The sequence below is a fragment of the Streptomyces sp. NPDC107471 genome, from assembly GCF_055582845.1.
The window spans coordinates 368,058-380,828 of the sequence record NZ_JBVJPC010000004.1; the positions used below are offsets into that span (position 1 = coordinate 368,058).

Consider the following 12,771-nt stretch of genomic DNA (forward strand, 5'->3'; position numbering starts at 1 on the left):
CCGGCTCATGACGCAGCAGCCCTTCGAACTCCCGCACTTCTACATGCCGTACCCCGCGCGGCTGAACCCGCACGTCGACGAGGCCCGCGCCCACTCGACCGTGTGGGCGCGCGAGATGGGCATGCTGGAGGGGTCCGGGATCTGGGAGCAGTCCGACCTCGACGCCCACGACTACGGCCTGCTCTGCGCCTACACACACCCCGACTGCGACGGCCCCGCCCTCTCGCTCATCACCGACTGGTACGTGTGGGTGTTCTTCTTCGACGACCACTTCCTGGAGACCTTCAAGCGCACGCAGGACCGCGCCGGCGGCAAGGCCTACCTCGACCGGCTGCCCCTGTTCATGCCGATGGACCTGTCGACCCCGATGCCCGAACCGCAGAACCCGGTCGAGGCGGGCCTCGCCGACCTGTGGACGCGGACCGTGCCGTCGATGTCCACCGAGTGGCGCCGCCGCTTCGCCGTGGCCACCGAGCATCTGCTGAACGAGTCCCTGTGGGAGCTCTCGAACATCAACGAGGGGCGGATCGCCAACCCCGTCGAGTACATCGAGATGCGCCGCAAGGTCGGCGGCGCCCCCTGGTCGGCCGGCCTCGTGGAGTACGCGACCGCCGAAGTACCCGCGGCCGTCGCCCGCTCACGCCCCCTGCGCGTGCTGATGGAGACCTTCTCCGACGCCGTCCACCTGCGCAACGACCTGTTCTCCTACCAGCGCGAGGTCGAGGACGAGGGCGAGCTCAGCAACGGCGTCCTCGTCCTGGAGACCTTCTTCGGCTGCACCACCCAGGAGGCCGCCGACACCGTCAACGACGTCCTCACCTCCCGCCTCCACCAGTTCGAGCACACCGCCCTGACCGAGGTCCCCGCGCTCGCCCTGGAGCACGGACTGTCCCCGGTGGAGGTGACCGCCGTCGCCAAGTACACCCAGGGCCTCCAGGACTGGCAGTCCGGCGGCCACGAATGGCACATGCGCTCCAGCCGCTACATGAACGCCCGCGCGGACACCACCTCCCCCTGGGAGGTCCTCACCGGCCGCGGCACCTCGGCCGCCGACGTCGGCGCGCTGCTCGCCGCGGCCGGCGCGGAGCGGTTGCGCGCCCACACCCATGTGCCGTTCCAGAAGGTCGGGCCGTCGCTGCTGCCCGACTTCCACATGCCGTTCCAGGTCGTGCTCAGCCCGCACCTGCCCGGTGCCCGTCCCCGCCTCGTCGAGTGGTCGCACCGCATGGGCCTGCTCCAGGAGGGCGTCTGGGACGAGGACAAGCTCGCCGCGGCCGACCTCCCCCTGTGCGCCGCGGGCATCTACCCGGACGCGGACCCCGAGGCCCTGGACCTGAGTTCGCACTGGCTGGCCTGGGGCACCTACGGCGACGACTACTACCCGCTCGTCTACGGCGGCCGCCGCGACCTCGCCGCCGCCCGGCTCACCACCCAGCGGCTGTCGGACTGCATGCCCCTCGACGGCGAGCAGACACTCGTCCCCGTCAACGCCATGGAACGCGGTCTGATCGACCTGTGGGCCCGCACCACCGCGCAGATGACCCCCGACCAGCGGCGCACCCTCAAGGACGCCGTGAACGTGATGACGGAGAGCTGGGTCTGGGAGTTGGTCAACCAGATCCAGCACCGCGTCCCCGACCCCGTCGACTATCTGGAGATGCGGCGCGCCACCTTCGGCTCCGACCTCACCATGAGCCTGTGCCGCATGGGCCACGGCCCCGCCGTCCCCCCGGAGGTCTACCGCAGCGGACCCGTGCGCTCCCTGGAGAACGCCGCCGTCGACTACGCGTGCCTCCTCAACGACGTCTTCTCCTACCAGAAGGAGATCGAGTACGAGGGCGAAATCCACAACTCGATCCTCGTCGTGCAGAACTTCTTCGGCATCGACTACCCGACCGGGCTGCGTGTCGTCCATGACCTGATGACCCAGCGCATGCAGCAGTTCGAACACGTCGCCGCCCATGAACTGCCCATCGTCTACGACGACTTCGAGCTCTCGGAGGAGGCACGCGCGATCATGCGCGGCTATGTGACCGACCTCCAGCACTGGATGGCGGGCATCCTGAACTGGCACCGCGAGGTCGACCGCTACAAGGCCGAGCACCTGGCCCGCCGAGCCCACGGCTTCCTCCCCGACCGCCCTCCGGCCCTGCCCGTGGCCGGCTGACCCGTCCGCCGGGACGGGCAGCTTCCAGCAGGGCGGCCCTTCCTGCGGGTCCGTGCGGTGGCCCGCCGGGTGGGTGGACGCCACGCGCCGGGCGGACGTCCGCGTCCGCACGAGGACGAGGAGGAGGCGGTGCCGTGTCGAACTCGTAGACGGGCGCAGCCCCATCCGTTCCGTGTGCCCGTGCGCGACAACACCCCCGGAGCAGATCCGTGCCCGGGCCAGGCCACCCGTCCGTGTTCAACGACGTGGGCGTTCCTCCAAGGCCGCGTGCAGGCGTCGTGCCCGTTCCGCCTGGACCGGTTCGCCGAGCCGGTCGAAGTCGGCCGCGAGAGCGGTCAGTTCGCCGGTGTCCAGGCCGCTCGGGTCGTCGGCACGGCGCAGCAGGCTCTGGTCGAGCTCGATCGCGTCGAACCGGCGTATCAGCGCGACCAGGGCCAGGTTCGTCAGACCCTGGTCCAGGGCCAGATCGGTCCAGGTGTACAACGGTTCGTCGGCGGGGTCCGTGCCGAAGAGCAGGCGGTCGGTGTCCTCGGCCCACCGGCGCAGCTCGGCGGGGTCCGCTCCGGGGCGGGGGATCTCGCTCAGCCCGCACGCCGTGTCGAAGTCCGTCTCCCGCACCTCGTCCAGCAAGGGCAGGTCCTCGGCCCGGCCGTGCAGACCCACCAGCACCGCGGCCAGCCGCAGTTCGTCCGTCAGCGACGACCGCGTCTCGTACCGCAACAGCCTCCGCAGCAGCTCCAGGTCACCGTCGGCCCGGTCGAACTGCGCGGCCCGCAGCGCGAGTCGACGCCGTACGGCATCCACGGCCACCGCCTCCCACACCGTGCCGTCACCCGCGCGCAGAGCCGCCAGGTCCGCGCGGCCCGTCGCGAGGACCGGCTCCCACAGGGGCGGCGGGGGCGGGCCGATCAGGTCGTAGGCGCCACCCTCCTCCGCGTTGAGGAGGACGAAGTCGGGTTCGGTGCGCGCCAGGGCGGCGTGCAACATGCGCACCAGCTCCACCGGTGAGCGCTCGGGGAAGCCCAGGGCGGCACGGAGCTCGGCGCGCTCCGCGTCGAGGGAGATCTCGCACTCCTCGCGGATCTCCCGCTCCACCTCGGCGACATACGCGAGGATCTTCTCCTCGCCGCCCTGCGGGGACAGCCCGGTGCAGTCGTGCCACCCGGGCAGGCCGATCAGTATCTCCAACGCCTCGTCGACGCCCGAACCGATGATCCCGGCACCGCCCTCGGAGTCGGCGTACAGCACGGAGCCGTCCCCGCACACGAAGTACGTGCCCCCGCTGTCGTCGCCCGCCACGGCCTCCAGCGGGCCGCCCGAGGCGAGGCGGACCGGCTCGACATGGCCGTGCTCGGCGCGGGCCAGGGAGAAGTTGAAGGGAAAGTCGGCGAGTGCGGCCAGTCGGGCGTCCTGCCGGAGCAGCCCCAGGGCGTGATCGGTCATGTCACAGAACGTAACAGCGCCCACTGACAACGGGACTTCACTGCTCCGTATACCGTTTCCGAACTTTCCCGTCCGGCATCCAGTTCCCGACCGACGGGATCATCCAGGTCACCGGCGCCGACGGCACCACCAGGACCTACCGGCGTACCGCGCGGACATTCAACGACGGCCTCGGTTTCACCACCGCCGAGGGCAGCCACGAGCAGTGGAGCTTCCTCCATCTCGCGCCCATCCAGCACCCGATGCACATCCACCTGGCGGACTTCCAGGCGCTCGGCCGGGACCCGTACATCGTGACGGGCTTCGACGCGACGGTCGGCGGCACCCGCCGCTTCATGTACCACTGCCACTTCCTGGAGCACGAGGACATGGGCATGATGCGGCCCTTCGTCGTCATGCCCCCGGAAGCGCTGAACTTCGACCACGGCGGGGCGCACGGCGGCCACGGGGAGGGCCACACAGGCTGACCCGCTCCGCGCGCGGCGTGGGTCACGCGGACCGACGTGCCCCACGGGCCGCGTGCTCCACCGCGGCTCGCGCCAGCGCCCGCACGACCGGGTGCGGGCGCGAGCCGTCGCCGGACAGCTCCGGCTGGAAGAGGGTGGCAAGGAAGAAGGGGTGGTCCGGGAGTTCGGCGATGCGGACCTGGCCGTCCTCGTCGTAGCCGGAGAAGCGCAGGCCGTGCGCGCGCAGGGTGTCCAGATGACGGGAGGGGCCGTAGGCGCAGAAGTAGCGTTCCACCGTCCGCTCGGAGCCGATCACCGACCGGGCCAGCGTGCCCGGTTCGACGTTCACCACGCCCTCGTGGGCGACGAGGGAACAGGCCAGCGGCTCGATGAGGAGGTCGCCGGCGTCCGGGTCGTTCTCGGCGTGGGCCGCCTTCGTCAAGCCGCACACCTCGCGGGCGTACTCCAGCAGCGCGTGCTGGAACCCGCCGCAGGTGCCGAGGAAGGGGATGCCCGCCTCGCGCGCGGTGCGGATCGCGGCGAGGACCCCCGACTCGCTGCGGTAGGGGCTGCCCGGCACCACCCACACCGCGTCGAAGCCGCGTACCGCGTCGGTGTCCCCGGCGTCCTCGGACGGGATCCAGTACGCGTCGAGCACGATCCGCTCGCGCTCCACGAGGGCGTCCAGCAGGCCGGGGACGCGGGTGTGCGAGACCACGTCGGGGGAGCGGTCGCCCACCAGGGCGATCCGGGCGGTCCGTGCCGTCTGAGTCGTCATGCCCGCCATCCTGGCCACCACCCGAGGATCGCGTCCAACGATGATTGCTGCACGGTCGATAAGCAGTCCTGATGCGATGCTGAGGCGCATGGACCCGCACCTCCTGCGCACCTATGTCACCGTCGCCCGCCTGGCCTCCTTCTCCGAGGCCGCCCGCGAACTGGGCTACACCCAGTCGGCGGTGTCGCAGCACATCGCGGCTCTCGAACAGGACCTCGGCGCGCCCCTGCTCACCCGCCGTCCCGTCGGCCCCACCGCCGCCGGCGCCCGGCTCCTGGAGCACGCCGAGCCGCTGCTGCTGCGCCTGGACGCGGCCCGCGCGGACGTCACCAGGATGGCGGCCGCTCCCGCGCACGGACTGACCCTCGCGGCAGCGCCCACCGCCCTCGGCCCGCGGATCCTCGCCGCGCTCCCGGCGGCCGGCGTGACCCTGAAGGTGAGCCCCCGTGACGTGGTTCCGGCTGCCGTGGCCACCGGCACGGCCGACCTGGGTCTGACCGACGGGCTGGTCGCCCCCAGCGACCCGCTGCGACTGCCCGACGTGGCCCCGTTGACCACGCGGGGCGTCGGCGAGGAGCCGGTGTGCGTCCTGCTGCCGGACAGTCACCCCCTGGCCCGGCGCACCGGACTGCGTCTCGGGGATCTCGCCGACGCCCGCTGGATCGACGCCCCCGACACCGCCCTGCCGCTGCCCCGGCTCCGCGCCGCGAACGGCGGCCACGGCTTCCGGCCCGCCCTGCGCTACGACGGCACCGACGTGCGCGCCCTGACCGCCCTCGCCGCCGCCGGACACGGCCTGGTGCTGCTGCCCCGGTCGGCGGCCACCGGAGTGCCGGGCACGGTCGCCGTGCCGCTCACCCATCCGCGGGTCGTGCACCGGACGGAACTGGTGTACGCGGGCGCGCCGGACGGAGCGGCGGCGGACTTCGTGGACCTGCTGGTCCCGGCCCCTTCCCGCTCCTGACCGCCCGTCAGTCTCACTCGTTCGTGGCTCGTCGCGCGCCGGTGCGCAGGGTAGACACCAGCCGGTGGTGTTCGAGCCGGAGGCGATCCATGGAACAGACTGCGTTGCGCCCCAAGCCGATGCCCGGTCAGGAGCCCGGCGGGGGCGGGAAGCCCGGGCCCGCCCGGCGCCCCCATGCCGCGCGCCGGCGCGGACGCCGGATCACGACCCTGCTGTTCGGCCTGTTCGTCGCGGCCGTCCTGGTCCTTGCGGGGGTGGGGCTCGGGACGGTCGGGGCCACGGTGGTCGCCATGAGCAAACTCGCCGAACTCCAGCGGCAGGCAGGGCCTCACCAGGGCGGCCGGTCCGCCTCGGCACACCCGGGCCCCGCGCAGGCGTCCACGGCGCCCGCCACCGCCCCCTCGCCGGCGCCCGCCGCGCCGACCCTCGGGCTGGAGGCCGTGGACGCGGAGAAGTCGGGTGCCCTGGTGGTCGGCGTCCACGTCCCGGGCCCGGGTTTCGCGGCGGGCCTGGTCCGCGGCGACGTCCTCCTCGCCTTCGGGCGGGCCCGTATCGACACGGCCGACGACCTCGCGCGCGCCGTCGGGCGCGCCCGTGCCGGCCGCGAGGTCGTGCTGACGGTCCGCCACCGCGGCGGCGGTTACCAGCAGCTCACGGTCGTACCGGGGGTCGTCGTCTGAGCCCTCGGTCGTCGTCTGAGCCCTCGGCACGCGCGCGTGCTCACGGGACGACCCGGAAGTGCGTGGTCAGCCGTCCCTCGTCGTCCAGCACGTGGAAGGCCAGGCCCACGGGCGCGTCCCGGTCCGCGATCTGCTCGCCCTCCCAGGGCAGCCGCAGCGTCCAGGTCACCCCGGGCCCCACGACCAGGGGCCGCCCGGCGAACACGGTCGCCGCGGGCGTGTGCGCGTGCCCCGTGATCAGTCCGGCGATCCCGGGCCGCCGTTCCAGCAGTGCGGCCAGCCGCCCTGGATCGTGCAACTGGTAGGAGTCGGGCAGCGGATGGTGCAGCGCCACCGGCGGGTGATGGAAGGCCAGCAGCGCCGGAAGGCTCCCGTCCAGTTCGTCGAGGGTCGCCTCGATCCAGTCGTACGTCTCCTCGCCCAGCGCCCCGTCGTCGCTCCCGGGGATGCTGGAGTCGCACATCAGTACCGCGCCGCCGTCGAAGACGCGCACGCTGTTCACCGGCCCGTCGGAGGCCGGCTGCCGCAGCACGGCCTTGCGGTAGGGGGCGCGGCTGTCGTGGTTGCCGGGGCAGGTCAGCACCGGGAACGGCGGGTCGCCCTCGTGCAGGCCCAGGATCCGCGCGGCTTCCTCGTACTCGGCCTCGGCGCCGTGATCCGCGATGTCACCGGTCACCAGCAGGGCGTCCACCTGTCCCGGCAGCCGCCACAACCGGTCACGCACCCGCTCGGCGCGCTCCGTCGCCCGTGCCGTCCCGTCGAGATGCAGATCGCTGATGTGTGCGAGCACAAGCACGACGTACCCCCCTCGTTAATGTTTTGACTTGATCCAAACATTAGACGTGATGCCGGATCAAGTACTTCCGTCGGCCGGTGGCGGAGAACCACTGGTCCGGATCCGGCCGCCGACGGCACGATGAGCCCATGCCGACCACGCTCATCGCCTTCCTGGGGGCCTGCACCCTCATCGCCGCGTCACCCGGGCCGAGCACCGTGCTGATCATCAAGCAGTCCCTGCACAGCAGGCGCTCCGGCTTCCTGACCGTGCTCGGCAACGAAACCGGCGTGTTCGTCTGGGGCGTCGTCGTCGCGCTCGGCCTGACCGCCCTGCTGACGGCCTCCGAGATCGCCTACGACGTGATGCGCGTCGCCGGAGCCGTCGTGCTCGTCGGCTTCGGCGTCCAGGCGCTGCGGCAGGCGCGCCGCACCGAGGGCACGACCGGCGGCGGCTGGGAGAGCACCGGCAGGACCGGCTGGGCCGCCTACCGCGCGGGACTGCTCCTCAACCTCGCCAACCCCAAGGCGGCCGTCTTCGCCCTGTCCTTCCTGCCGCAGTTCGTGCCCGAGGGCGCCCCCCACCTGCCCACCATGGTGGGGCTCGCCGCGCTCTGGGCCGTCTACGAGATCGGCTACTACGGCCTCTACGTGTGGTTCGTCGGCCGGTTGCGGGCCGTGCTGTCCCGCGCGGGCGTGCGCCGACGGCTGGAACAGGTATCCGGGGGCGTCCTGCTGCTCCTCGGCGTCCGCATGGCCCTGGAGAGCTGACGTACGCCCGGCGCCCCGCCCGGTCCGTCGGAAAGACCCGTCGACCGGCTCGCGCGCCCCTCGCCGTCCGGGCAGGATGCTGCCCAAAGACCCTCACCCGCCCCAGGAGGCCCTGATGACCGGCACCGCAGCGCCCTTCGCCGCCGACGACTACAGGGCCCGCATGGAGCGCGCGGCACGGTCGGCCGCCGAGGCCGGGCTCGCCGGACTGCTCGTGGCGCCCGGCCCCGACCTGGTGTGGCTCACCGGCTACGCCCCCACGGCCGTCACCGAACGGCTCACCCTGCTGGTCCTCGCCCCCGGACAGGACCCCGTCCTCGTCGTGCCCACCCTGGAGGCCCCGGACGCCGCCAAGGCCGCCGGCGCGAGCGCCCTGACCCTGCGGGACTGGACCGACGGCAAGGACCCCTACGCCGCCACCGCCGCCCTCCTGGGCGCCGACGGCCGGTTCGGCATCAGCGACAACGCCTGGGCCATGCACCTGCTGGGCCTCCAGAAGGCCCTGCCCGGCACGTCGTACGCCTCCCTGACCGAGGCCCTGCCGATGCTGCGCGCCGTCAAGGACGCGGCGGAGCTGGAACTGCTGGCGGCCGCGGGAGCGGCCGCCGACGCGACCTTCGAGGAGATCCGGAAGGTCCGCTTCGGTGGGCGCAGGGAGTCGGAGGTCGCCGCCGACCTCGCCGGCCTGCTGCGCCGCTTCGGCCACTCCCAGGTCGACTTCACCATCGTCGCCTCGGGACCGAACGGCGCCAACCCGCACCACGAGGTGGGGGACCGGGTCATCGAACGCGGCGACATGGTCGTCCTCGACTTCGGCGGCCTCAAGGACGGCTACGGCTCCGACACCTCCCGCACGGTCCACGTCGGCGAACCCAGCGACGAGGAGCGCCGGGTGCACGACCTCGTGCGCGCGGCACAGGAGGCGGGCTTCCGGGCGGTACGGCCCGGCGTGCCCTGCCAGGAGGTCGACCGGGCCGCCCGCGCGGTCATCGCCGACGCCGGGTACGGCGAGTACTTCATCCACCGCACCGGCCACGGCATCGGCGTCACCACGCACGAACCGCCGTACATGATCGAGGGCGAGGAGCAGCCCCTGGTTCCCGGGATGTGCTTCTCGGTGGAGCCCGGCGTCTATCTGCCGGGCCGTTTCGGGGTACGCATCGAGGACATCGTCACGGTCACCGAGGACGGCGGCCGCAGGCTCAACGACACCACCCGCGAGATGGTCATAGTGGATTGACCCAGCCCCAGGAGCCCTCCACCCCTCGAGCGACTACGGCGCGACCATGACCCAGGCACCGACACCCACCGCGGACACGGTCCGCCGGCTGGTCCGTTCCCTGCTCAAGGACGGCCCTCCCGACACCGGCGGGCCCGAGGTGCGGCCCGTCACCGAGGCCGGGCACCGCACCTGGTGGATCGGCGCCCGCCATGTCCTGCGCCTCGCCCCCGACCGCGACGCCTCCGCCCGCAGGCGCCGTGAACTGCGGCTGCGCGACCTGGTCCGCCCGCACGTGCCGGTCGCGGTGCCCACCAGCGTGGCGCAGGGCGAGTGGGCGCCCGGGCTCGCCTACACGCTCGACACCAAGGTCCCCGGCGGCTCGGCGGAGGAGCACGACGTGTCCGCCGTCGGCGAGGCAGACCTGGCCGGCCTGCTCACCGGACTGCGCGAGGTACCGGTACGCCAGGCCGAGGCGCTCGGCGTCCCCAGGGTCGGCCCGCGCTCCCTGGAGGCGCTGCGCCGCGAGGCCGGCCGGGCCGCCGAACGCCTGCGCAAGGCCGACGAGTTCGACCCGGCCCGGCTCCAGCAGCTCACCTCGCCGGCCGCGGTCCAGCTCGCCGCGCAGCCCGGCGGAGCCGTCCTCGTGCACCACGCCCTGACCGGCGAACACCTCGTCGTCAGCGCCGACGGCCGGGTGCGCGGGGTCCTCGACTGGACCGACACGGTCGTCGGCGACCCCGCCGAGGACATCGCGGGCCTCGCGCTCGCCGTCGGCTCACCCGCCGCGGTCCGAGCCGCCACCCTCGCCGGGTACGGCGCCCGGCCCTGTCTGCGCGGCCTGTGGCTCGCCCGCTGCGACACCGTGATCCGCCTCGCCGCGGGCCTGGACGGACGCGCTCCCGAGCCCCTGCCCCTCCTGCGCACCCGGCTGCGGCGGGCCTGGGAGGCGATCCTCCTGGAACGCGTCACCGAGCTGCGGGACGAGGAGACGGACGAGGCCGAGTTGTAGACGTCTCCACCTGCTCTTCTCCACCCTCGTTCCACCCGTGGGTCGAGGCGCTCGACCGTGCCGGAGCCGGATAGTCGAGGCATGACGATCTCCGACTGGCTCATCGACGTGGCGCTCCTCCTGGTGGTCTTCCGGCAACTCAGGGAGGAGAGACTGCGGCTGCGCACGATCCTGCTGCCGCTCGCGCTGATCGGCTGGGCCGCGACCGCCTACCTGCACGACATCCCGACCGCGGGCAACGACCCGGTGCTGATCGGCGCCTTCGCCGGTACCGGGATCGCCCTCGGCCTGGCCGGAGGTCTGATCACCCGGGTGCGGTGCGCGGAGGGGCACATACGGGTCAGGGCCACCCCGGGCGCGGCGGCGCTGTGGGTGCTCAGCATGGGCTTCCGCCTCGGCTTCGCGGTGTGGTCCTCCCACCCCTCCGGCGCGCGGCACGTGGCCCGCTTCTCGGTCGACCACGACATCACCGGCGCCCAGGCGTGGGTCGCCGCCCTTGTCCTCATGGCCTTCGGCGAGGTCGTCGTCCGCCTCGCGGTCATCGTCCTGCGCGGCCGCGTCCTCCAGACCCGTGTCAGCCACCAGGGACGCGACGCCCTGCCCGTCGCCCCGTGAACCGGAGGGACCTCATGACCTCACGTCTGCAGCAGCACCACGCACGACTCCCCGGGCACATGCAGCACCCCGTCCGGGCCCGGCCCGTCCACCGGCTCCCAGGCCGCCAGTACACGGGCCTCGCGCGGCCCGAGGGGGATCGCCGCCGGCGACTTCGCGAGGTTCACGGCCACCCGGACGTCCCCGCGGCGGAAGGCGAGCCAGTGCTGGTCCGCGTCGTAGGCGACCCGGGTGTCGGCGAGGTCGGGGTCGGTGAGGTCCGGCTGCTCGTGCCGCAGCGCGAGGAGCCGGCGGTACCAGGCCAGCACCCGCGCGTGAGGCTCGCGTCCGAGCTCGGACCAGTCGAGGCAGGAGCGGTCGCGGGTCGCCGGGTCCTGCGGGTCGGGCACGTCCTCCTCGGCCCAGCCGTGCTCGGCGAACTCCCGCCGCCTGCCCCGGCGTACGGCCTCGGCGAGCTCGGGATCGGTGTGGTCGGTGAAGAACTGCCAGGGCGTGCTCGCCGCCCACTCCTCGCCCATGAACAGCATGGGTGTGAAGGGTGCGGTCAGCACGAGCGCCGCCGCACAGGCCACCAGGCCGGGGGAGAGGGACGCCGCCAGCCGGTCGCCCTGGGCGCGGTTGCCGACCTGGTCGTGGGTCTGGGAGTAGCCGAGCAGCCGGTGCGCCGCGGCGCGGGTACGGTCCAGCGGGCGTCCGTGGCTGCGGCCGCGGAAGCTGGAGTAGGTGCCGTCGTGGAAGTAGCCGCCGGTGAGGGTCTTGGCGAGCGAGGCCAGGGGGGCGCGGGCGAAGTCGGCGTAGTAGCCCTGGGACTCGCCGGTCAGCGCGGTGTGCAGGGCGTGGTGGAAGTCGTCGTTCCACTGCGCGTGCAGCCCGAGACCGCCCTCCGAGCGGGGCGTGATGAACCGCGGGTCGTTGAGGTCGGACTCGGCGACGAGGAACAGCGGCCGTTCCAGTTCGGCGGCGAGGTCGTCGACCGCGGTCGACAGCTCCTCCAGGAAGTGGCACGCGCGCGTGTCCACGAGCGCGTGCACCGCGTCCAGGCGCAGTCCGTCGATCCGGTAGTCCCGCAGCCAGGAGAGCGCGCTGCCCACCAGATACGCGCGCACCTCGTCGGAGCCGGGGGCGTCCAGATTCACCGCGGAACCCCAGGGCGTGTGGTGCGTGTCCGTGAAGTACGGTCCGAAGACGGGCAGGTAGTTGCCCGACGGGCCCAGGTGGTTGTGGACCACGTCCAGGACGACTGCGAGGCCCAGCTCGTGCGCCCGGTCGACGAAGCGCTTCAGGGCCTCGGGACCGCCGTAGGGTTCGTGCACCGCCCACAGCGAGACGCCCTCGTAGCCCCAGCCGTGCCGCCCCGGGAAGGGGCACAGGGGCATCAACTCGACGTGGGTGACGCCGAGTTCGACGAGATGGTCGAGACGGGCGGCGGCCGCGTCCAGGGTGCCCTCGGGGGTGTAGGTGCCCACGTGCAGTTCGTAGAGGACCGCCCCAGGCAGTCCTCGGCCCGTCCACGGGGTACGCCAGTCGTACCGCTCGTGCTCGACGACGGCGCTGAGTCCGTCCGGGCCGTCCGGCTGACGGCGCGAGCGCGGGTCGGGCAGCACCGGGCCGTCGTCCAGCGCGAAGCCGTACCGGGTGCCGTGTCCGGCCTCCGCCTCGCCCCACCACCATCCCGAGCGCTCCGGATCACGCTCCAACGCGTGCGTGGCGCCCTCGCAATGGAGCGTCACACGGCCGGCCTGCGGTGCCCACACCTCGAACTGCACGGACGGTTCCCCTTCGTCTGCTCACCGTGATGTAGCCCGTCCATGGTGCTTCAAACGAGATCAATCCGCCTGGGAATCCTCCCCTTTGCGGCAGGTGTCGTCGGATACGCGCGTGGGGCGGCCCTCGTCTCGTTTT

General features: G+C 72.9%; 11 protein-coding genes and 1 pseudogene. 8 read left to right on the plus strand and 4 right to left on the minus strand.

Annotated elements, in window-relative coordinates:
• Nucleotides 1-7 precede the first annotated feature (7 nt).
• Complete coding sequence (gene cyc2 / locus ACZ66S_RS15490) at nucleotides 8-2,167, plus strand: germacradienol/geosmin synthase Cyc2 (RefSeq protein WP_469902029.1); 2,160 nt, start codon at nucleotides 8-10, stop codon at nucleotides 2,165-2,167.
• A 237-nt stretch (nucleotides 2,168-2,404) separates the two neighbouring features.
• Here cyc2 and ACZ66S_RS15495 read toward each other — a convergent pair whose 3' ends face one another.
• Nucleotides 2,405-3,610, minus strand: a complete 1,206-nt coding sequence (locus ACZ66S_RS15495; RefSeq protein ID WP_469902030.1) for a hypothetical protein — start codon at nucleotides 3,608-3,610, stop codon at nucleotides 2,405-2,407.
• 68 nt (nucleotides 3,611-3,678) lie between these two features.
• On the opposite strand from ACZ66S_RS15495, the pseudogene ACZ66S_RS15500 reads away from it, so the two are divergent.
• Nucleotides 3,679-4,077, plus strand: a pseudogene (locus ACZ66S_RS15500) (multicopper oxidase domain-containing protein); the annotation flags it as partial.
• Between the two features lie 22 nt (nucleotides 4,078-4,099).
• Here the strand turns inward: ACZ66S_RS15500 and ACZ66S_RS15505 are convergent.
• Entirely contained in the window at nucleotides 4,100-4,834 is a 735-nt protein-coding gene (locus ACZ66S_RS15505; protein WP_469902031.1) for a CTP synthase C-terminal region-related (seleno)protein, read from the minus strand.
• A gap of 88 nt (nucleotides 4,835-4,922) precedes the next feature.
• Between ACZ66S_RS15505 and ACZ66S_RS15510 the strand changes: the two genes are divergently transcribed.
• Both ACZ66S_RS15510 and ACZ66S_RS15515 read left to right on the plus strand, forming a co-directional pair.
• Entirely contained in the window at nucleotides 4,923-5,798 is an 876-nt protein-coding gene (locus tag ACZ66S_RS15510; RefSeq protein WP_469902032.1) for a LysR family transcriptional regulator, read from the plus strand.
• A gap of 89 nt (nucleotides 5,799-5,887) precedes the next feature.
• Nucleotides 5,888-6,478: a PDZ domain-containing protein gene (locus ACZ66S_RS15515; protein WP_469902033.1), complete on the plus strand. Its 591-nt coding sequence runs from the start codon at nucleotides 5,888-5,890 to the stop codon at nucleotides 6,476-6,478.
• A gap of 40 nt (nucleotides 6,479-6,518) precedes the next feature.
• Here the strand turns inward: ACZ66S_RS15515 and ACZ66S_RS15520 are convergent, their stop codons facing one another.
• Nucleotides 6,519-7,274 (minus strand): metallophosphoesterase, encoded by a 756-nt coding sequence (locus tag ACZ66S_RS15520; RefSeq protein ID WP_469902034.1) that lies wholly within the window; start codon nucleotides 7,272-7,274, stop codon nucleotides 6,519-6,521.
• Between the two features lie 128 nt (nucleotides 7,275-7,402).
• On the opposite strand from ACZ66S_RS15520, the gene ACZ66S_RS15525 reads away from it, so the two are divergent.
• From ACZ66S_RS15525 to ACZ66S_RS15540, 4 genes are all read left to right on the plus strand, one after another.
• The gene (locus tag ACZ66S_RS15525; RefSeq protein WP_469902035.1) at nucleotides 7,403-8,023 is read left to right on the plus strand and encodes a LysE family translocator; all 621 of its coding nucleotides are present in this window, start codon (nucleotides 7,403-7,405) and stop codon (nucleotides 8,021-8,023) included.
• Between the two features lie 115 nt (nucleotides 8,024-8,138).
• Nucleotides 8,139-9,263, plus strand: coding sequence for an aminopeptidase P family protein (locus tag ACZ66S_RS15530; protein ID WP_469902036.1), 1,125 nt, complete (start codon nucleotides 8,139-8,141; stop codon nucleotides 9,261-9,263).
• 46 nt (nucleotides 9,264-9,309) lie between these two features.
• Nucleotides 9,310-10,254 (plus strand): aminoglycoside phosphotransferase family protein, encoded by a 945-nt coding sequence (locus ACZ66S_RS15535; protein WP_469902037.1) that lies wholly within the window; start codon nucleotides 9,310-9,312, stop codon nucleotides 10,252-10,254.
• Nucleotides 10,255-10,335: 81 nt separating this feature from the next.
• Nucleotides 10,336-10,869, plus strand: a complete 534-nt coding sequence (locus ACZ66S_RS15540) for a hypothetical protein (RefSeq protein ID WP_469902038.1) — start codon at nucleotides 10,336-10,338, stop codon at nucleotides 10,867-10,869.
• 20 nt (nucleotides 10,870-10,889) lie between these two features.
• On the opposite strand, the gene treZ is transcribed toward ACZ66S_RS15540, so the two are convergent.
• Nucleotides 10,890-12,635 carry a malto-oligosyltrehalose trehalohydrolase gene (gene treZ / locus ACZ66S_RS15545; protein WP_469902039.1) on the minus strand — a complete coding sequence of 582 codons (1,746 nt, stop codon included), beginning with the start codon at nucleotides 12,633-12,635 and terminating at the stop codon, nucleotides 10,890-10,892.
• Nucleotides 12,636-12,771: the final 136 nt, after the last annotated feature.